Origin of the sequence: Pseudomonas sp. B21-012, assembly GCF_024749305.1 — a bacterium.
Lineage (GTDB): Bacteria > Pseudomonadota > Gammaproteobacteria > Pseudomonadales > Pseudomonadaceae > Aquipseudomonas.
In genome coordinates, this window is the sequence record NZ_CP087197.1 from 5,527,499 (window position 1) to 5,547,151 (window position 19,653).

Annotated in this window: 20 protein-coding genes; 13 read left to right on the forward strand and 7 right to left on the reverse strand. The window is 61.5% G+C overall.

Features of this window, described 5'->3' with window-relative positions; all coding sequences use genetic code 11:
- Nucleotides 1-31: 31 nt before the first annotated feature.
- The 3 genes from dgcA to LOY37_RS25430 all read right to left on the reverse strand — a co-directional run bounded on the left by dgcA (nucleotide 32) and on the right by LOY37_RS25430 (nucleotide 3,830).
- Nucleotides 32-2,092, reverse strand: a complete 2,061-nt coding sequence (gene dgcA / locus LOY37_RS25420) for a dimethylglycine demethylation protein DgcA (protein ID WP_258715975.1) — start codon at nucleotides 2,090-2,092, stop codon at nucleotides 32-34.
- A gap of 15 nt (nucleotides 2,093-2,107) precedes the next feature.
- The gene (locus LOY37_RS25425) at nucleotides 2,108-2,638 is read right to left on the reverse strand and encodes a 4-vinyl reductase (RefSeq protein ID WP_045202287.1); all 531 of its coding nucleotides are present in this window, start codon (nucleotides 2,636-2,638) and stop codon (nucleotides 2,108-2,110) included.
- A 214-nt stretch (nucleotides 2,639-2,852) separates the two neighbouring features.
- Nucleotides 2,853-3,830 carry a dipeptidase gene (locus LOY37_RS25430; RefSeq protein WP_123565301.1) on the reverse strand — a complete coding sequence of 326 codons (978 nt, stop codon included), beginning with the start codon at nucleotides 3,828-3,830 and terminating at the stop codon, nucleotides 2,853-2,855.
- 258 nt (nucleotides 3,831-4,088) lie between these two features.
- Here LOY37_RS25430 and LOY37_RS25435 point away from each other — a divergent pair, with 258 nt between their 5' ends.
- The 5 genes from LOY37_RS25435 to LOY37_RS25455 all read left to right on the forward strand — a co-directional run bounded on the left by LOY37_RS25435 (nucleotide 4,089) and on the right by LOY37_RS25455 (nucleotide 7,363).
- The gene (locus LOY37_RS25435; RefSeq protein ID WP_258715976.1) at nucleotides 4,089-4,856 is read left to right on the forward strand and encodes a hypothetical protein; all 768 of its coding nucleotides are present in this window, start codon (nucleotides 4,089-4,091) and stop codon (nucleotides 4,854-4,856) included.
- A gap of 54 nt (nucleotides 4,857-4,910) precedes the next feature.
- Nucleotides 4,911-5,564, forward strand: a complete 654-nt coding sequence (locus tag LOY37_RS25440; RefSeq protein ID WP_093378692.1) for a hypothetical protein — start codon at nucleotides 4,911-4,913, stop codon at nucleotides 5,562-5,564.
- A gap of 72 nt (nucleotides 5,565-5,636) precedes the next feature.
- Nucleotides 5,637-6,374, forward strand: coding sequence for a hypothetical protein (locus LOY37_RS25445; RefSeq protein WP_258715977.1), 738 nt, complete (start codon nucleotides 5,637-5,639; stop codon nucleotides 6,372-6,374).
- A 154-nt stretch (nucleotides 6,375-6,528) separates the two neighbouring features.
- Nucleotides 6,529-6,936: a lysozyme inhibitor LprI family protein gene (locus LOY37_RS25450; protein ID WP_093378685.1), complete on the forward strand. Its 408-nt coding sequence runs from the start codon at nucleotides 6,529-6,531 to the stop codon at nucleotides 6,934-6,936.
- A gap of 7 nt (nucleotides 6,937-6,943) precedes the next feature.
- Nucleotides 6,944-7,363, forward strand: coding sequence for a DUF3010 family protein (locus LOY37_RS25455; RefSeq protein ID WP_258715978.1), 420 nt, complete (start codon nucleotides 6,944-6,946; stop codon nucleotides 7,361-7,363).
- On the opposite strand, the gene LOY37_RS25460 is transcribed toward LOY37_RS25455, so the two are convergent.
- Nucleotides 7,350-8,309 (reverse strand): GlxA family transcriptional regulator, encoded by a 960-nt coding sequence (locus tag LOY37_RS25460; RefSeq protein ID WP_258715979.1) that lies wholly within the window; start codon nucleotides 8,307-8,309, stop codon nucleotides 7,350-7,352. The two genes, LOY37_RS25455 and LOY37_RS25460, sit on opposite strands and share 14 nt — an antisense overlap.
- Before the next feature lie 169 nt (nucleotides 8,310-8,478).
- Between LOY37_RS25460 and LOY37_RS25465 the strand changes: the two genes are divergently transcribed.
- From LOY37_RS25465 to LOY37_RS25485, 5 genes are all read left to right on the forward strand, one after another.
- Nucleotides 8,479-9,423 carry a choline ABC transporter substrate-binding protein gene (locus LOY37_RS25465; RefSeq protein WP_258715980.1) on the forward strand — a complete coding sequence of 315 codons (945 nt, stop codon included), beginning with the start codon at nucleotides 8,479-8,481 and terminating at the stop codon, nucleotides 9,421-9,423.
- 61 nt (nucleotides 9,424-9,484) lie between these two features.
- Nucleotides 9,485-10,369: a 3-keto-5-aminohexanoate cleavage protein gene (locus LOY37_RS25470; protein ID WP_258715981.1), complete on the forward strand. Its 885-nt coding sequence runs from the start codon at nucleotides 9,485-9,487 to the stop codon at nucleotides 10,367-10,369.
- Nucleotides 10,370-10,384: 15 nt separating this feature from the next.
- Nucleotides 10,385-11,350, forward strand: a complete 966-nt coding sequence (locus LOY37_RS25475; protein WP_258715982.1) for an L-carnitine dehydrogenase — start codon at nucleotides 10,385-10,387, stop codon at nucleotides 11,348-11,350.
- Between the two features lie 13 nt (nucleotides 11,351-11,363).
- On the forward strand, nucleotides 11,364-11,867 hold the full coding sequence (locus LOY37_RS25480; RefSeq protein WP_258715983.1) for a thioesterase family protein: 504 nt from the start codon (nucleotides 11,364-11,366) through the stop codon (nucleotides 11,865-11,867).
- Between the two features lie 224 nt (nucleotides 11,868-12,091).
- Nucleotides 12,092-12,346 carry a hypothetical protein gene (locus LOY37_RS25485; protein WP_258715984.1) on the forward strand — a complete coding sequence of 85 codons (255 nt, stop codon included), beginning with the start codon at nucleotides 12,092-12,094 and terminating at the stop codon, nucleotides 12,344-12,346.
- Nucleotides 12,347-12,431: 85 nt separating this feature from the next.
- Here LOY37_RS25485 and LOY37_RS25490 read toward each other — a convergent pair whose 3' ends face one another.
- Together LOY37_RS25490 and LOY37_RS25495 are read right to left on the reverse strand one after the other, a co-directional pair.
- Nucleotides 12,432-13,535, reverse strand: a complete 1,104-nt coding sequence (locus LOY37_RS25490) for a GlxA family transcriptional regulator (RefSeq protein WP_093378649.1) — start codon at nucleotides 13,533-13,535, stop codon at nucleotides 12,432-12,434.
- 408 nt (nucleotides 13,536-13,943) lie between these two features.
- Nucleotides 13,944-15,320, reverse strand: coding sequence for an L-serine ammonia-lyase (locus LOY37_RS25495; RefSeq protein WP_258715985.1), 1,377 nt, complete (start codon nucleotides 15,318-15,320; stop codon nucleotides 13,944-13,946).
- Between the two features lie 449 nt (nucleotides 15,321-15,769).
- On the opposite strand from LOY37_RS25495, the gene LOY37_RS25500 reads away from it, so the two are divergent.
- From LOY37_RS25500 to choV, 3 genes are all read left to right on the forward strand, one after another.
- Nucleotides 15,770-16,717: a choline ABC transporter substrate-binding protein gene (locus tag LOY37_RS25500; RefSeq protein WP_093378641.1), complete on the forward strand. Its 948-nt coding sequence runs from the start codon at nucleotides 15,770-15,772 to the stop codon at nucleotides 16,715-16,717.
- 66 nt (nucleotides 16,718-16,783) lie between these two features.
- Complete coding sequence (choW, locus tag LOY37_RS25505) at nucleotides 16,784-17,632, forward strand: choline ABC transporter permease subunit (protein ID WP_176794313.1); 849 nt, start codon at nucleotides 16,784-16,786, stop codon at nucleotides 17,630-17,632.
- The gene (gene choV, locus LOY37_RS25510; RefSeq protein WP_093378632.1) at nucleotides 17,629-18,807 is read left to right on the forward strand and encodes a choline ABC transporter ATP-binding protein; all 1,179 of its coding nucleotides are present in this window, start codon (nucleotides 17,629-17,631) and stop codon (nucleotides 18,805-18,807) included. The genes choW and choV overlap by 4 nt, the downstream gene beginning before the upstream one ends.
- 66 nt (nucleotides 18,808-18,873) lie before the next feature.
- Here choV and hisF read toward each other — a convergent pair whose 3' ends face one another.
- Complete coding sequence (hisF, locus tag LOY37_RS25515) at nucleotides 18,874-19,644, reverse strand: imidazole glycerol phosphate synthase subunit HisF (protein ID WP_010221324.1); 771 nt, start codon at nucleotides 19,642-19,644, stop codon at nucleotides 18,874-18,876.
- Nucleotides 19,645-19,653 lie beyond the last annotated feature (9 nt).

A 19,653-nucleotide genomic window follows, 5' to 3' on the forward strand; every position in this document is an offset into this window, starting at 1 on the left:
TACCGCTTGAAGCTTGCCGCTTGCAGCTGCCTTAGAAATCCTTACAAAGCCGGAGTGCATCGTAGATAGCGGCGTGGGTATTGCGCTGCGCCACGCAGTCGCCGATGCGATACAGCAAGTAGCCTTCGCCCGGCTGGCTGAGAATCGGCTGCGGCTTGATCGCGAACAACGCTTCGATGTCGATCTGGCCCTTGTTGCGCGAGCCTTCCTTGAGGCCGTAGTACAGCGCCTCGTCCGGCCGTACGCCGTTCTCGATCACCACCTGGTCGACCACCCGCTCCTCTTTGGCGCCGGTGTATTCGTTCTCCAGCACCGCCACCAGTTTGTCACCCTCGCGGTAGACCTTTTCCAGCATCAGGTCGCCAGTCATGATCACTTCCTTGGGGTACATGCTGCGGTAGTAGGTCGGGAACGACGTGCCGCCAATGGCCACGCCCGGCTTGATGTCGTCGGTGACGATCTCGACCTGGCTGCCCTTGTCAGCGATGTAGTCGGCCACCGACATGCCGGTGAATTCGCAGATGGTGTCGTACACCAGCACGTTCTTGCCCGGCGCCACCTTGCCGTCGAGCACGTCCCAGCTGCTGACCACCAGCCCTTCGGCGGCGCCCCAGTGTTCGTTCTGTTCGATGAATGGATGGCCGCCCACCGCCAGCACGATGATGTCCGGGCGCAGGTCTTGAATGGTGTCGATATCGGCGGCAGTACCCAGGCGCAAGTCGACCTTCAGGCGCGCCAGCTCCAGCTGGTACCAGCGGGTGATACCGGCGATCTGGTCGCGCTGCGGCGCCTTGGCGGCAATGCTGATCTGACCGCCGATGGCGTCCTTCTTCTCGAACAGGGTGACGTCATGGCCGCGCTCTGCTGCCACGCGCGCGGCTTCCATGCCCGCAGGCCCGGCGCCAACCACCACCACCTTGCGCTTGGGTCCGGTGCTTTTCTCGATGATGTGCGGCACGCCCATGTATTCACGGGAGGTCGCGGCGTTCTGGATGCACAGCACGTCCAGGCCCTGGTACTGGCGGTCGATGCAGTAGTTGGCACCCACGCACTGCTTGATCTGGTCGATCTGGCCCATCTTGATCTTGGCGATCAGGTGCGGGTCGGCGATGTGCGCACGGGTCATGCCGACCATGTCGACATAACCGCCTTCGAGAATGCGCGTAGCCTGGTTCGGGTCCTTGATGTTCTGCGCGTGCAGCACCGGCACCTTGACCACTTCCTTGATGCCGGCTGCCAGGTGCAGGAACGGCTCGGGCGGGAAGCTCATGTTGGGAATGACGTTGGCCAGGGTGTTGTGGGTGTCGCAGCCCGAACCGATCACGCCGAAAAAATCCAGCATGCCGGTGGCGTCGTAGTACTGGGCGATTTCCTTCATGTCCTCATGACTGAGGCCATCGGGGTGGAACTCGTCACCGCAGATGCGCATGCCCACGCAAAAGTCCGGGCCCACTTCGGCACGCACGGCCTTGAGCACTTCCAGGCCGAACTTCATCCGCCCTTCAAAGGTGCCGCCCCATTCGTCGGTGCGCTTGTTGACCCGCGGGCTCCAGAACTGGTCGATCATGTGCTGGTGCACCGCCGACAGCTCGACGCCGTCCAGGCCACCTTCCTTGGCCCGGCGCGCGGCCTGCGCGTAGTTGCCGATCACCCGCCAGATTTCTTCTGGCTCGATGGTCTTGCAGGTGGCCCGGTGCACCGGCTCGCGCACCCCCGATGGCGACATCAGGGTCGGCCAGTTGAAGCCGTCCCAGCGCGAGCGACGGCCCATGTGGGTAATCTGGATCATGATCTTGGCGCCATGCTTGTGCATGGCGTCGGCCAGGTTCTGGAAGTGCGGGATGATGCGGTCGGTCGAGAGGTTCACCGACGCCCACCATTCCTGCGGGCTGTCGATGGCCACCACCGAGGAGCCGCCGCAAATCGCCAGGCCGATGCCGCCCTTGGCTTTCTCTTCGTAGTACTTCACGTAGCGCTCGGTGGTCATGCCGCCATCGGTGGCGTAGACCTCGGCGTGCGCAGTGCTCAGTACCCGGTTGCGGATGGTCAGTTTGCCGATCTGGATCGGCTGGAACATTGCTTCGAAAGCCATGGCGGGATCCTCGACTTACAACGGCTTGACGATGAACAGGCCGTCGTCGTGGCCTTCTTGCGAACCGCCGTAGACCTGCTCGGCGACCGTGCGAATGTTGCTGCCGCGCGCGGCCAGGATCTGGTCCATGGCCCCGGCGAACCAGCCGGTGAACATGTAGTCGACCTTGCGCCCGACCTTGCCGTACACATAGACGAACGCCGAATGCTCGAGCTTGACGCTGGCGGTGCCCTTGTCGAGGTCGATGTCCTGGATCTTGAACAGGCCCCAGCCGCGCTGGGACAGGCGCTTCATGTAGTGCTCGAACACCGCCACGCCTTGCAGGCCGTGGCATTCGGCCTCTTTCTCGCACCAGTGCCAGGCAGACTTGTAGCCAGCCTTGTAGAGGATCTCGGCATAGGCCTCGGCGCCCAGTACTTCCTCGATGCCCATGTGGTTGTTGACGAAGAAATGCCGCGGTACGTACAGCATCGGCAGGGCGTCGCTGGTCCAGACACCGGTTTCGCTGTCGACTTCGATAGGCAATTGCGGGGCGATCTTGGCCATGGAAACTGAACTCCAGAAATGTGGTATTCACGATGCAAAGCCGCTTTGGCTTTGCTCTTCAATAAACAGCCGCTGTGAATGCCTTTGGAGCCGTAGCGAGCACGTCGAGAGCAAGAAAGGACCGGAGCGAAAGGCGAGACAGTACCGAGGTACGGCGAGCTTTTCGCGAGGACCTGACGCAGCTATCGGCGAGCGGAGTAGGCTCCAGAGGTATTCACTCGCCCCAGACGTCCTTTAGAACGTTGACCCAGTTCTCGCCCATGATCTTGCGCACCACGCGCTCGGAGTGGCCGCGTTTGAGCAGGGTCTCGGTGAGGTTGGGGAACTCGCCCACGGTGCGGATGCCCAGCGGGTTGATGATCTTGCCGAAGTTGGTCAGGCGCCGGGCGTAGCCCTTGTCGTGGGTCAGGTACTCGAAAAAATCCTGGCCGTGGCCCTGGGTGAAGTCGGTACCGATGCCGATGGAGTCTTCACCGACAATGTTCATGGTGTATTCGATGGCTTCGGCGTAGTCGTCGATGGTCGAATCGATACCCTTGGCCAAGAACGGCGCGAACATGGTAACGCCGACGAAACCGCCGTGATCGGCAATGAACTTGAGCTCTTCATCGGACTTGTTGCGCGGGTGCTCCTTGAGCCCGGAAGGCAGGCAGTGGGAGTAGCACACCGGCTTTTTCGATTCGAGGATGACTTCTTCGGAGGTCTTGGAGCCGACGTGGGACAGGTCGCACATGACCCCGACGCGGTTCATCTCGGCGACAATCTCGCGGCCAAAGCCCGATAGCCCGCCGTCACGCTCATAGCAACCGGTACCGACCAGGTTCTGGGTGTTGTAGCACATCTGCACGATGCCCACGCCCAGCTGCTTGAACACCTCGACGTAGCCGATCTGGTCTTCGAAGGCATGGGCGTTCTGGAAGCCGAAGAGGATGCCGGTCTTGCCCAGTTCCTTGGCCTTGCGGATGTCGGCGGTGGTGCGCACCGGCATCACCAGGTCGCTGTTGTCGCGAATCAGCTTCTGGCTGGCGGCGATGTTGTTGACCGTGGCCTGGAAACCTTCCCAGACCGACACTGTGCAGTTGGCTGCGGTCAGGCCGCCCTTGCGCATGTCCTCGAACAGCTCGCGGTTCCATTTGGCAATGATCAGCCCGTCGATAACGATGCTGTCTGCGTGTAATTCGGCTGGGCTCATCAGGCTGTCCCCTTTATTGGTAAAACCTGCGCCGAATCGTCTGCCGGCGCTTTGGGGCCAGCATATGCCTAGGGGCAATGTCGCCCAGATGCAAAAACGACAGGGGAATTGCCGAAAGCGTCAACGCTTGTTGAAGGGGGGCAGTTTGTGCCGCGGCGAACCCTGGGAATAGAAGCGCGTCCCTCTGGGTTGCAGCAGTGGTCGCTCTATCATTGCTCGACCAGCCAGGAGGCTGGCACCCTTTACAGGAGTAACGACATGCTGCAATCGGATCAACTTGACTTCATCAGTTCCCTTGAGCTGCCTGCCCGCAAACCCGTCATCGCCACTCGCGCGGCGTTTGCGGCAGATCCCACCCTCCCGGGAGTCGCCTTCGACGAAAACACCGACAATGGCGTCGTCGTCGGTGAAAGTGCCATCGGCCTCACTGACTCACTGTCGGAACAAAACAGTATTGATGTAATGAACTGCATCTCCCTCATGCAACAAGGGGCAGACAAGAAGTTCGACAAGGAAACCCAGCGCAAGCAGTGGTATGAGTTCTACACCAAAGGCCTGGCGACATTGGGATGGAACACCACCAACAACGCCTCTCAGCTTTACACCCCGCGCGCCAGTGAGTTTTCCATGGACCAGATTGCCCTGGAAATCATTGGCGCGGTGTCCGGGGGCGGGGGATTCAGGAGCATTGCGGAAAAAACCCTGAATGGCCTGCAAAAAGACCAGGGCGCACTGAACCTGCTGGAAAACAACAGCGCCTCGGAATCCTTCGGCACCTTCCAGATTCTTCCGTGCCTCGAGTCCGGCAGGGGTCAGGTAGCGATGGTGCTCAATTGCCTGGAATTCAAGAAACAGGTCAGGACCAAGCGCGTGCTGTTTTTCAAATTCAAGAAAACCAATGTGACCATCTATCGGGCTGCTAGCCAGGTTCAGTTGAACACCAATCTGTATGCCCGCATCCGTTCTGCGGTAGAAGACAAACTGGCCGGTGGTGCAGAAAACTTTCTTGAGCAATTCGAGATTTGATACTTCGCGTGCCGATGCCCGGCATCGGCACTGCCCATCGCAAGGAGTGCCAACATGCCCAATGCTTTCGAGAATTATATCAACGCTGCGCAGATTGCCTGTTTATCCACGCACCTACCTGTGAGCACCAAGGAAGACATATTGAGATCGAGCCTGCTCGCGCAAATGTCTGCCGACAAACAGCCGTACCATTCTATCCAGGCGTGGCACTCGCACTACAGTAAGGCGCTCGGTAAGTTAGGCTGGGTTTTCACCACCGAGCAGTTGACCGAATACACCTCAAGCTTGGGAAGCACAATCACGCTAATGGAACTGCTTCAGCAGGTTGCCAGTCCCTATGCGATTCCAGCGCAGGTGTGGACTGCATTGAACGAGCCGGGTCAGCCCGACCAAAAAAAAACTGTTCTGCGCCAATCTGCTTTTAAACCGCTGCCTGGCCAGGACCGCCTGTTGATCACTATTGAAGTGCTGATTGCGCGTTCGTTAACGGCGATCAAGAAGATCAGTCTGGCCCTGGAGACTAAACCCTTTAACGTCACCGATGACTGGCTAAAGCATTCGTTTGCCTGTCAGGACATTCTGTGCCCAATCCAGATCCGCCACAGTGATGCCAGTCTCAAAGCAAGCTACAGCAGCCTGAGGAGCACCGTGACCACCAAACTGGGTAGTCACATTCAGCAACTCACCTTCGAGCTTCCCCACCCGTGAATCGCTGGCTATTCCACTGATACTGTCGCACTGGTCAATCCTGGCAATGCGGCAGTATCCGAGCCCCTCGCCATGAACACCTCTATGGATTCAAACCCGATAGCTATTCCACCGGCACTAACGCCGGCAACTCGCAGCCTGGTCAACTATCACAATAACACTCTACCGGGTGCAGTGAATGCTGCGGTGGCAGCGGATAGTGTCCTCAGTTTCAGTGACCGACTGACAGATACGCGGCGCAAGAGCGTGTTGAACAGCACACTTTTTGCGCAACTGTTGGCTCAACAACAAACGCCCCCGGGTCAGGACTGGTTTGCCAGCTACTGTGCGATCCTGGCAACCCTGGGCTGGCGCTTCACCGGCGTCTGGAAAAAACAGGTCGAGCTGCATCACCTGTATTGGACATTGCTCGAACTGGCGTTCTCTACCGTTGCACAGAACTCGCCCGTACTGGACCTCACGCAAGCTCAACAGGTCGACAGAACGTTCAGGGCGCTCCTGCAATCCACAGCTGCCCGGGAAGTGTTCAGAATCGGCAATGACCACCATGCGTTCAACAGCTTTCAGTTCATCCCTGTCAACGAGCGGGCCAACGGTATATTGGATGTCCAGTTGCACAGGCTGGAGCTTTCGTCTGCTGTGCCAGTGACAAGCCTCCTTGACCGTCAGCGGCTTGAATCCAGAGCCATGGTAAAACTGGAAATTCACCAGGTGCAGTTTCATCCCCCGGGAAATTACGCCATACAGCAAATGATCCAGGAGCGTCTTGGCCAGATGGCCGAAACATTCATCGTCGGCCTGATGATCTGAACTGCCCTGGGTAGAGGACTCGACACTTCGCGCCTCAGGCGGTTTTGGCCTGGGCCTGGTGAGTGGACAGGCGCAACGGCTACCCTGTTCTTTGCTGCGGCGCTGAGCGAGAATCGGCGCCCATGTTCGCGCAAGCTTTCGGAGGATGTCGCAGATGAGAACGATGGTAGGCCTGGCCCTGGTATTGCTGGCATTCGGCGCCCATGCCGAGGACGACGAAAGCACCCCGTGCGACAACGTCGACACCGACCAGCAAAGCTATGCGTGCGCCCAATACAGCCGCACTACCGCCGAACGCGAACTCAATGCCGCTTTCGACGACCTGTTGCAGCGCATTGGCGAGCAGTACGGCGGCCAGCAAGCCAAGGTCGACGAGCTGAGCAAGCGCCTGCGTGAGGCCCAAGCCATCTGGAAGCAACTGCGCGACGCCGATTGCAAGGTCGAGACCTATGACCAGCAACCCGGCAAGGCTTTCGACGCGGCCTTGAACACCTGCATTGCCCAACGTAGCGATGATCGCTCCGAATACTTGCAGTCCCTGGGGCTGCAGAACTCCGATTGAGACCAGCATGAAAATCTGCGGAATTGAAATCAAAGGCAGCGAAGCGCTGCTTGCCGTTGCCACCCTGGACGGCGCCAGCCCTGTGCACCTTGCCCTGGCGACGAAAAAAATCGCCCTGGAAGACGACGAACTGGCAGATAGCGTCAAAGCCTTTGCCCGCCAGGCCCGGGCCTTTATCGCCGAGCAGGGCATCAGCCACCTGGCGATCAAAAAGCGCAGCAAGAAAGGTGATTTCGCCGGCGGCCCGACCACCTTCAAGATCGAGGGCGTGCTGCAGTTGCTGGACAACTGCGAGGTGGAGCTGGTGTCACCGCAGACCGTCAGCGCCCAAGCGAAGAAACACGACCTTGAACTGCCGGCGTCGCTGAACAAGTACCAGCACGAAGCCTACAAGAGCGCCTGCGCGCTGTTGCTCAAGCGCCGCTGAGGCTGACCGCCGCGGCCTTGCGGTCTTCGCGCGGGCAACGCTGGAAGCGCCCGCGGTAACAACGGGTGAAATACGACGCCGACTCGAACCCGCAAGCGATGCCCACCTCCAGCACGCTGAGGTCGGTCTGGCGCAGCAATTGCCGGGCCTTGTCCAGGCGCAGGCGCAGGTAGAAGCCGCTGGGGGTGTCGTGCAGGTAAAGCTTGAACAGGCGCTCCAGCTGGCGCCGGGTGACCTGCACCGACTCGGCGAGCACCAAGGTGTTGAGCGGTTGCTCGGTGTTGCGCTCCATCTCACCGATCACCTGCACCAGCTTCTTGTTGCTGATCCCATAGCGTGAGGCGATCTGCATGCGCTGGTGATCCTGGCGCGGGCGAATCCGGCCGAGCACGAACTGCTCCGACACCTGGATCGCCAGCTCCGGGCTATGAGCCTGGGCGATCAGGTCGAGCATCAGGTCGATCGAAGCGGTGCCTCCCGCAGAGGTAATGCGCCGGCGATCGACTTCGAACAGCTCCTGGGTCGCCTGCAACTGCGGGTAACTTTCCTTGAAGGCCTCCAGCGCTTCCCAGTGCAGGGTCACCCGGTAACCCTCAAGCAAACCGGCCTCGGCCAGCACCACGCTGCCGGTATCGATGCCGCCCAATACCACGCCCTCGTGATCGAGCTTGCGCAACCAGTGCTGCAGGGCTGGGCTGAAGCTGCGCAGCGGCTCGAAACCGGCCACCACCAGCAGGGTAGCGCCCTTGCCCAACGGCTGCAGCGCGGCGTCAGCATTCACCGACATGCCGTTGCTGGCCTGCACCGCGCCGCCATCTATGCTCAGCACCTGCCAGCGGTACAGCTCGCCGCGAAAGCGGTTGGCCACCCGCAGCGGCTCTACCGCAGATATAAAACCGATCGCGGAGAAACCCGGCAACAGCAAGAAATGGAAATCCTGGGGCATAGCGACGACTCGACGGCCACGGATCCAGGGTTAATAGCGCGCTGGTCGCCACTGTGCAAGTGCCGGTCGCCACAGTGCGATTTTTTCCCACAGCAGCCGCGTAGTTTGATCACACGGCACGCAGAGGCCGCCCCCTATAACAATTAGAACTGCCGTTGGAGGAGCCACCATGAACAGAATGATCAGCCGTAGCCTGCTGATGCTCGTCGGTACCGCAATCCTCAGCACCAACGTGATGGCCGCAGAACCGGCCGCCTGCAAGAACGTGCGCCTCGGCGTGGTGAACTGGACCGACGTGATGGCCACCAGCGCCATGACCCAGGTGCTGCTCGATGGCCTGGGCTACAAGACCAAGCAGACCAGCGCCTCGCAACAGATCATTTTCGCCGGCATTCGCGACCAGCGCCTGGACATGTTCCTCGGCTACTGGAACCCGATCATGACCCAGACCATCACCCCGTTCATCGACGCCAAGCAGGTCAAGGTCCTCGACCAGCCGAGCCTGGATGACGCCCGCGCCACCCTCGCGGTGCCCAGGTACCTGGCCGACAAGGGCCTGAAAACCTTCGCCGACATCGCCAAATTCGAGAAGGAGCTGGGCGGCAAGATCTACGGCATCGAGCCGGGCTCCGGGGCCAACACCCAGATCAAGGCGATGATCAGCAAGAACCAGTTCGGCCTCGGCAAATTCCAGCTGGTCGAGTCCAGCGAGGCCGGCATGCTCGCCGCCGTCGACCGCGCGGTACGGCGCAAGGAGGCGGTGGTGTTCTTCGGCTGGGCACCGCACCCGATGAACGTCAACATCGACATGGCCTACCTCAGCGGCAGCGAAGACGCCCTCGGCCCGGACGAAGGCCGCGCCACGGTGTGGACCGTTACCGCCCCCGACTACGCCCAGCGCTGCCCGAATGCCCATCGCCTGCTGAGCAACCTGAAATTCACCGCCGAAGACGAGAGCCGCATGATGCAGCCGCTACTCGAGCACAAGGATGCGCTGGAGTCCGCCCGCCAGTGGCTCAAGGATCACCCGCAAGACCAGAAGCGCTGGCTTGAAGGGGTGACCACGTTTGACGGCAAACCGGCCGCCGAAAACCTGCAACTGACCGCTAACTGACAGACCCTGTGGGAGCGGGCTTGACCCGCGATGGCCCCAACTCGCCCGAAGGAAACCGCACATGAACCACGACGTCATCATCACCTGCGCCCTGACCGGCGCCGGCGACACCGCCAGCAAAAGCCACCTGGTCCCGGTCACCCCAAAACAGATCGCCGCAGCCGCGGTAGAAGCCGCCAAAGCCGGTGCCACGGTGGTCCACTGCCACGTTCGCGACCCGCAAACCGGCCGCTTCAGCCGCGACGTCAACTTGTACCGCGAGGTGATGGAGCGCATCCGCGAATCCGACGTCGACATCATCGTCAACCTCACCGCCGGCATGGGTGGCGACCTGGAGATCGGCCCGGGCGAAACTCCGCTGGAGTTCGGCGCCGGCACCGACCTGATCGGCCCGCTGGAGCGCCTGGCCCACGTCGAGGCGCTGCTGCCGGAAATCTGCACCCTGGACTGTGGCACCCTCAACTTTGGCGACGGCAACAGCATCTACGTCTCGACCCCAGCGCAACTGCGCGCTGGGGCCAGGCGCATCACTGAACTGGGCGTCAAAGCGGAGCTGGAGATCTTCGACACCGGCCACCTGTGGTTCGCCAAGCAGATGATCAAGGAAGGCCTGCTCGACGACCCGTTGTTCCAGCTGTGCCTGGGCATCCCCTGGGGCGCGCCGGCCGACACCGCCACCATGAAAGCCATGGTCGACAACCTGCCGCCAGGCGTGACCTGGGCCGGCTTCGGCATTGGCCGCATGCAGATGCCGATGGCCGCGCAAGCAGTGCTGCTGGGCGGCAACTTGCGGGTCGGCCTGGAAGACAACCTGTACCTGGACAAGGGCGTGCTGGCCAGCAACGGCCAACTGGTGGAACGCGCCAGCGAGATTCTCAGCCGCCTTGGCGCACGGGTACTGAGCCCTGCCGAAGGCCGCGCCAAAATGAACCTGACCCGTCGCTGACTGCTGGAGAAACCGATGAGCTTTATCACCGAGATCAAGACTTTTGCAGCCCTGGGCAGCGGCGTAATCGGCAGCGGCTGGGTGGCCCGCGCCCTGGCCCACGGCCTGGATGTAGTCGCCTGGGACCCGGCGCCGGGAGCAGAGGCGGCCTTGCGCAAGCGTATCGCCAATGCCTGGCCGGCTCTGGAGCAACAGGGCTTGGCACCCGGCGCCTCGCAGCAGCGCCTGCGCTTTGTGGCGACCATCGAGGAATGCGTGCGCGATGCCGATTTCATCCAGGAAAGCGCCCCCGAGCGCCTCGACCTCAAGCTCGACCTGCACAGCAAGATCAGCGCCGCAGCCAAGCCCAATGCGCTGATCGGCTCCAGTACTTCAGGTCTGCTGCCCAGCGAGTTCTACGAGTCTTCGACCCACCCCGAACGCTGCGTGGTCGGCCATCCGTTCAACCCGGTGTACCTGCTGCCGCTGGTAGAAATCGTCGGCAGCTACAAGACCGCGCCCGAGGCCATCGAAGCGGCAAAAACCGTCTACACCCGCCTGGGCATGCGCCCGCTGCATGTGCGCAAGGAAGTGCCCGGCTTTATCGCCGACCGCTTGCTCGAAGCGCTGTGGCGCGAGGCTCTGCACCTGGTCAACGATGGCGTGGCGACCACCGGTGAGATCGACGACGCAATCCGCTTCGGCGCCGGTTTGCGCTGGTCGTTCATGGGCACCTTCCTCACCTACACCCTGGCCGGTGGTGACGCCGGCATGCGCCACTTCATGGCCCAGTTCGGCCCGGCGTTGCAACTGCCCTGGACCTACCTGCCCGCGCCCGAGCTGACCGACGGCCTGATCGACGCCGTGGTCGAAGGCACCGGCGAACAACTGGGCGAGCGCAGCATCAGCGCGCTGGAGCGCTATCGTGATGATTGCCTGCTGGCCGTGCTGGCTGCAGTAAAAACCACCAAGGCCAAGCACGGCATGGCCTTCAGCGACTGACCGGAGTGCAGCGATGCCCGCATTGATCACCTACCAGACCCAGGTTCCGGCAGACTGGGTCGACTACAACGGGCATCTGCGCGATGCCTTCTACCTGCTGATCTTCAGCTATGCCACCGATGCGTTTATGGACCGCATCGGCCTGGACAGCGACAACCGCAGCGCCAGCGGCCACTCGCTGTTCACCCTGGAGTGCCACCTGAACTACTTGCATGAGGTAAAGCTCGGCACCCAGGTGTGGGTGCAGAGCCAGGTTATCGATTTTGACCCCAAGCGCCTGCACCTGTACCACAGCCTGCATCGCGAGGGGTTTGATGAAGCGCTGGCGGCCAGTGAACAGATGCTGTTGCATGTCGACCTTGCCGGACCGAGGTCAGCACCGTTTGCACCGGCGGTGCTTGAGCGCTTGCAAGGGGTCGTGAATGAGCAGGTTGATCTGCCGGCGGCCGAGTTTGTTGGCCGGGTGATCAGGTTGCCAATGATTCAAAAGCAAAAAAATAACCCCGACAAGCCGTGAAGCAACCGGGGCCAAGAGCGAGCATGAACATGCTTCAAGCGGATGGTGACCAAACCTTCCTTTTCTGTGCATGGCCCCAGTGTGCAGCCTCCCTCCCCCGCCGATTTACCCGAAAACGACCTGTGCTTAGGTAAAGCGGCCATTGCGACAATCTGCCCTTGCCGCAGTGCGCCCGGGCCCACAGAATCGACTGACGATCACACCTGCAAACAAGGACAACAACCATGATGCATGCGGATTTGATTGATCAGGACGACCTGCTGGGCCAGCTGCGCGCGCTGGGTTTCGAGACGCCGGCCGGGGCCAGTGCCGAACAGGCCTGCGAGTGTGCGGTACGTGGTTTGAGTGAGCAGCGGGCTAAAGCCCTGAAGGGCATGGTCGAACAGATGTACTCCGGCAATGCGACCATTCTGCCGGCCGTGCGCCAGGCGATCGAAAGGCAGTTGTTGCCGGCGTTGGCCGAATTTCAGAATCGTTAACAGCATCGCGGGTCAAGCCCGCTCCCACAGAGATCACCTAACTCCTGTGGGAGCGGGCTTGACCCGCGATGAATTCAGCTCGGAATCAGAGTCTCACACTGGCAAAGGTCGACTCATTGCGCGCCTGGCTCAACGCCGACATCGGCCCGGCCAGCGGCGACAGCACCAGCGCCTGCGGGATCGGCATCATCGCCACCTGCTGGGCAGTATTAGAGCCCACGCGCTCGTCACGCGGCGGAATGCCAAAGTACTCGCGATAGCACTTGGAGAAATGCGGGGTCGAGACAAAGCCGCACACCGAAGCCACTTCGATGATCGACATCGGCGTCTGCTTGAGCAGTTGCCGGGCGCGGATCAGGCGCAGCTTCAGGTAGTAGCGTGACGGCGAGCAGTGCAGGTACTTCTGGAACAGGCGCTCAAGCTGGCGCCGCGACACCGACACATAAACGGCCAGTTCATCCAGGTCGATCGGCTCTTCGAGGTTGGCTTCCATCAACGCGACGATTTCCTGCAGTTTCGGCTGGTTGGTGCCGAGCATGTGCTTGAGCGGCACGCGCTGGTGGTCCTGTTCGTTGCGGATGCGCTCGTAGACAAACATCTCCGAAATCGCCGCCGACAGCTCGCGACCATGATCACGGCTGATCAGGTGCAGCATCATGTCCAGCGGCGCAGTGCCGCCGGAGCTGGTGAAGCGGTTGCGGTCGAGGGTGAATAAACGGGTGCTCATGCTCACCCGCGGGAAGGCTTCCTGCATCGCCGCCAGGCATTCCCAGTGCACGCTGCAGTCAAAACCATCGAGCAGGCCGGCACAGGCCAGGGCCCAGCTGCCGGTGCACACCGCACCCAGGCGTCGCGACTGGCGCGCCTGGCTCTGCAGCCAGGTGACGTGCTCGCGGGTAACGGTGCGCTGGATACCAATACCGCCACAGACAATCACGGTGTCCATGGCCGGTGCCTTGTGCATTGCCGCATCGGGAGTGATCTGCAAGCCGTCGCTGGCCCACACCTGGCCGCCATCCACGCTCAGGGTGCTCCAGCGATACAGCTCGCGACCGGACAGCTGGTTGGCCATGCGCAGCGGCTCAACAGCGGAGGCCAGGGAAATCAGCGTGAAATTGTCCAGCAGCAGGAAGCCGATGGATTGGGGCGTGCGGTTCTGGGTTGGGGTCCCGGAGTTGTACGACGTCATCGCGGTATCTCCTCACACAATGCAGGTTGTGCCTCAGGCAGGCACGGGCTTTTTTGTCACGGCCCCGATTCGGATGCAGGGGCTTTGCCAATCACAACGCAAATGCCATGCCTGAAATTGAATGGCCATTCAACAAAACCCAAAAACGACGTCGCGCGGCGTCTATATGGCCCTTGTTGCCGGGCGCGGTTATAAACGCAAACCAGCGGCCTAGCGCCGGTCTGTAGGACGCGTGAGCAATTCGGTAGCACTTGTGTGAAGGATGCCCAGAAACGACATCGGCAACTGTCACCCAAGGCGCCAGGCACGGGGGTAACAGCGGATTGTTCGAGGCGGGAAAGGCCTGCGCGCCAAAAGGCGGCGCGCAGGCCGAAGGTGGGCGAAAACGGCGCAGGGCGCGTCAGCGTTTCAACATTCGATGGCGCTGACCGCCAGGCCACCGCGCGAGGTTTCCTTGTACTTGTCGTGCATGTCGGCGCCGGTGTCACGCATGGTGCGGATCACCCGGTCGAGGGAGATGAAGTGCTCGCCGTCGCCGCGCAGGGCCATCTGCGCGGCATTGATGGCCTTGACCGCGGCAATCGCGTTGCGCTCGATACACGGCACCTGGACCAGCCCGCCAACCGGGTCGCAGGTCAGCCCCAGGTTGTGCTCAAGACCGATCTCGGCGGCGTTTTCCAGTTGCCCCGGGGTAGCCCCGAGCACCTCGGCAAGGCCGGCGGCGGCCATGGCGCAGGCCGAACCGACTTCACCCTGGCAACCGACTTCGGCACCGGAGATCGAAGCATTCTTCTTGCACAAAATGCCCACTGCGGCGGCGCCGAGGAAGAAGTCGACGACGTTGGCTTCGCTGACTTCGTCGCTAAAGCGCATGTAGTAGTGCAGCACCGCAGGGATGATCCCTGCCGCGCCATTGGTCGGTGCGGTGACCATGCGCCCGCCGGCGGCATTCTCTTCGTTGACCGCCAGGGCATAAAGGTTGACCCATTCCATGGCGCTCAGGGTCGAGCCGATGACATTGGGCTTGTTCAGTTCCTGCAGGCTGCGGTGCAGCTTGGCTGCGCGACGTTTGACATTGAGCCCGCCAGGCAGGATGCCTTCGTATTTGAGGCCGTTTTCGACACAGGCCTGCATGGCGTGCCACAACTTCAGCAGCCCGGCGCGAATTTCTGCTTCACTGCGCCAGACCTTTTCGTTTTCCATCATCAATTGCGACACGCGCAGGTCGTTTTGCTTGCACAGTTCGAGCAACTCCACGGCACTGTCGAAATTGTAGGGCAGCACCGTGTTGTCGGCGTCCAGCACGCCGCTGGCAGCCTGTGCCGCATCAACGACAAAGCCGCCGCCCACCGAGTAATAGGTGTCGCGGTGCAGCTCGCCTGCGGCGCCTTCAGCGATGAGGGTCATGGCGTTGGGGTGGTAGGGCAGGTTCTCGTCGAGCAGCAGCATGTCGCGGGCCCAGACGAAGCCGACGTGCAGCCGGCCATCGAGCAGCAAGGTGTCTGTTTCGCGCAGTGCAGCGATGCGCGGGCCGATTTGCGCGGGGTCGATGGCGTCCGGCCATTCGCCCATCAGGCCCATGATCACCGCGTTGTCGCTGCCATGGCCGATACCGGTGGCCGACAGCGAGCCGTACAGGCGCACTTCGACGCGCCGCACCTGTTCAAGCTCGCCGCGCTCGCGCAGGCCCTGGACGAACAATGCCGCGGCACGCATGGGCCCGACGGTATGGGAACTGGATGGGCCAACGCCGATCTTGAACAGGTCGAACACACTGATGGCCATGCCATTTACCTCCTGAATGTACGGCCCCGCAGCCCAAGCCAAGGGCGCCGCAACTGCTACGCTGAATAGGCGGCAATCCGCCGATTCCGCGCATCATCAGGCTTTTGCCAGGACCTCTGACGTCTGCAACCGACGCGTTCTTGCCCAGCAACGCCGCCAGCTGTCAGCCGCGCTTGTGCGCCGTTTTTTTGCGGTGCACAAGTGCCGAAACTGCGTTTACAGGGCCGGATAAATCTGTAAACGACCTCATCGACACTGGATGCGACCCTGTCTGTACTGGATACGACGCACCCTGTAGGCGTTTGATTTTCGCTGTTAGATGATCGGTATCGACTCGATTGCACGGCAGCCGTCCCGCTATCGCCCGATAGTCAGGCCCGACCGAATGCAAACCATAAAGCACGGCGGTCCCGTGGGACATCCGAGAAAAAAACCCAGGAGTCCATCGAATGAAAGGTTCACCCTCGCTATTGCTGGCCGCAGTGCTGAGTCTGCCGGTGCTGGCCCAGGCCGCCGAGCCCGAGCAGTGTCACACCGTCAACTTCTCCGATGTCGGCTGGACCGACATCACCGTGACCACCGCGGTCACCAGCGTCGTGCTCCAGTCGCTGGGCTACAAGACCAAGACCACGATGATTTCGGTACCGGTGACCTACAAGTCGCTGGCCGATGGCAAGAACATGGACGTGTTCCTCGGCAACTGGATGCCGACCATGGAAAACGACATCAAGCAGTACCGCGATGCCGGCACCGTGGAAACCGTTCGGGCCAACCTTGAGAACGCCAAGTACACCCTGGCGGTGCCCCAGGCGCTGTACGACAAGGGCCTGAAAAACTTCGCCGACATTGCCAAGTTCAAGAAGGAGCTGGACGGCAAGATCTACGGCATCGAGCCGGGCAACGACGGCAACCGCACCATCCAGAGCATGATCGACAAGAACGCCTTCGGCCTCAAGGACGCCGGTTTCAAGGTGGTCGAGTCCAGCGAGGCCGGCATGCTCTCGCAAGTCGAACGTGCCCAGCGCCGTGACACCGCCGTGGTGTTCCTGGGCTGGGAACCGCACCCGATGAACACCCGCTTCAAGATGAAATACCTGGACGGCGGCGATGACTTCTTCGGCCCCGACTACGGCAAGGCCACCGTCCTCACCAACACCCGCAAGGGCTATGTGCAGGAATGCAGCAACGTCGGCCAGTTGCTGAAGAACCTGTCCTTTACCCTCGACATGGAAAGCAAGCTGATGGGCAACGTCCTGGACGACAAGATGAAACCCGACGCCGCAGCCAAGGCCTGGCTGAAAAACAACCCGCAGGTGCTCGACACCTGGCTGGCCGGGGTCACCACCGTTGACGGCAAGCCTGGCCTGGAGGCAGCCAAAGCCAAACTCACGCAGTAAGCACTGCCTGCGGCGGGCTGGCCCCGCCGCAGGCTGTCTTCAAACTTTTGCAGGTGGACGCTCGCTATCATGCTGATCGATGAAAAACTCCCTTTGGGCCAGTACATCGCAGGCTTCGTTGAATGGTTGACGCAACACGGCGCCAACTACTTCGATGCCTTCGCGGCAGCACTGGAATACATGATTCATGGCGTGACCGGGGCACTGACCTGGTTCAATCCTTTCGTCCTGATCGGCCTGATTGCAGTAATCGCGCACCTGATCCAGCGCAAATGGGCGCTGACCGCATTCTGCGTACTGTCATTTTTGCTGATCCTCAACCTCGGTTACTGGCAGGAGACCATGGAGACCCTGGCCCAGGTGCTGTTCGCGACATTGGTCTGCGTGGCCATCGGCGTGCCGCTGGGCATCCTCGCCGCACACAAGCCGATGTTCTACACCGCCATGCGCCCGGTCCTCGACCTGATGCAAACGGTACCTACCTTCGTTTACCTGATCCCGACCCTGACCCTGTTCGGCCTGGGGGTGGTCCCCGGGTTGATCTCGACGGTGGTGTTCGCCATCGCCGCACCGATCCGCCTGACCTACCTGGGTATCTGTGACGTGCCCCAGGAACTGCTCGACGCCGGCAAGGCCTTCGGCTGCTCACGCCGCCAGCTGCTGTCGCGCATCGAACTGCCCCACGCCATGCCGAGCATCGCCGCCGGCGTTACCCAATGCATCATGCTGTCGCTGTCGATGGTGGTGATTGCCGCGCTGGTGGGTGCCGACGGCCTGGGCAAACCTGTGGTCAACGCATTGAACACCGCCGATATCGCCCTGGGTTTTGAAGCGGGCCTGGCGATCGTGTTGCTGGCAATCATGCTCGACCGTATCTGCAAACAACCCGACGCGCCGGTAAGGAGTGAAGCATGAGCATTATTCGCTTCGAAGACGTAGACGTTATCTTCTCCAGCCGACCGCGCGAGGCCCTGAGCCTGCTCGACCAGGGCATGACCCGCGAACAGATCCTGAAGAAGACCGGCCTGGTGGTCGGTGTCGAGAAAGCCAACCTGGACATCAACAAGGGCGAGATCTGCGTGTTGATGGGCTTGTCCGGCTCGGGCAAGTCGAGCCTGCTGCGCTGTATCAACGGCCTCAACACCGTCAGCCGCGGCAAGCTGTTCGTCGAGCACGAAGGCTCGCATATCGACATCGCCCACTGCACCCCGGCGGAACTGAAGATGATGCGCACCAAGCGCATCGCCATGGTGTTCCAGAAGTTCGCCCTGATGCCCTGGCTGACGGTGCGCGAGAACATCAGCTTCGGCCTGGAAATGCAGGGCCGCCCGGAGAAGGAACGGCGCAAGCTGGTCGATGAAAAACTCGAACTGGTGGGCCTGACCCAATGGCGCAACAAGAAGCCCGATGAACTCTCGGGCGGCATGCAGCAACGCGTCGGCCTGGCCCGGGCACTGGCAATGGACGCCGACATCCTGCTGATGGACGAACCCTTCTCGGCCCTCGACCCGCTGATCCGCCAGGGACTGCAGGACGAGCTGCTGGAGCTGCAACGCAAGCTGAACAAGACCATCGTTTTCGTCAGCCACGACCTGGACGAAGCCCTGAAGCTGGGCAGCCGTATTGCGATCATGAAAGACGGGCGGATCATCCAGTACAGCAAGCCGGAAGAAATCGTCCTCAACCCCGCCGACGACTACGTGCGCACCTTCGTCGCCCACACCAACCCGCTCAACGTGCTGTGCGGCCGCAGCCTGATGCGCACCCTGGACAAGTGCAAACGCATCAACGGCTCGGTGTGCCTCGACCCGGGTGGCGACTCCTGGCTGGACCTGGCCGAAGGCAACACCATCAAGGGTGCGCGCCAGGGCGCCAACGGCATGGACCTGCAAAACTGGGCACCGGGTGAAGCGGTGGAAGGCCTGGGGCGCAAACCGACCCTGGTGAATGCCAACATCGGCATGCGCGAAGCCCTGCAGATCCGCTACCAGACCGGCAACAAGCTGGTGCTTCAAGAGGGCAACAAAGTGGTGGGGATTCTTGGCGACAGCGAGCTGTATCACGCGCTACTGGGCAAGAACCTGGGCTGAAAGCTATCGCGGGGCAAGCCCGCTCCTACGGTAGGAGCGGGCTTGCCCCGCGATCAGCTTTCAAGTTCAGCGAACGACGATACCCTGCTTGGCCATGAACGCCTTGGCCTCGGGCACGGTGTACTCACCGAAGTGGAAGATACTCGCCGCCAGCACTGCGCTGGCATGACCTTCGATGATCCCGTCGGCCAGGTGCTGCAGGTTGCCGACACCTCCGGAAGCGATCACCGGAATGCCCAGGGCATCGCTGATGGCGCGGGTCACGCCCAAGTCAAAGCCGTTCTTCATGCCGTCCTGGTCCATGCTGGTCAGGAGGATCTCGCCGGCCCCCAGGCCTTCCATCTTCTTCGCCCACTCCACCGCGTCCAGGCCGGTCGGCTTGCGCCCACCGTGGGTGAAGATCTCCCAGCGCGGAGTTTCGCCCGGGCCCGAGACCTTCTTGGCATCGATGGCTACCACAATGCACTGCGAGCCGAAGTGCGCGGCAGCTTCGCCGACGAACTCCGGGTTGAACACCGCGGCGGTGTTGATCGACACCTTGTCGGCACCGGCGTTGAGCAGGTTGCGGATGTCCTGCACGGTGCGCACGCCGCCGCCCACGGTCAGCGGGATGAACACCTGGCTGGCCATACGCTCGACGGTATGCAGGGTGGTGTCACGGCCATCGACGCTGGCGGTGATGTCGAGGAAGGTGATCTCGTCAGCGCCCTGTTCATCGTAGCGCCGGGCGATTTCCACCGGGTCGCCGGCATCGCGGATGTTCTCGAACTTGACGCCCTTGACCACCCGGCCGTTGTCGACGTCGAGGCAGGGAATTATGCGTTTGGCTAAAGCCATAGGTAGACC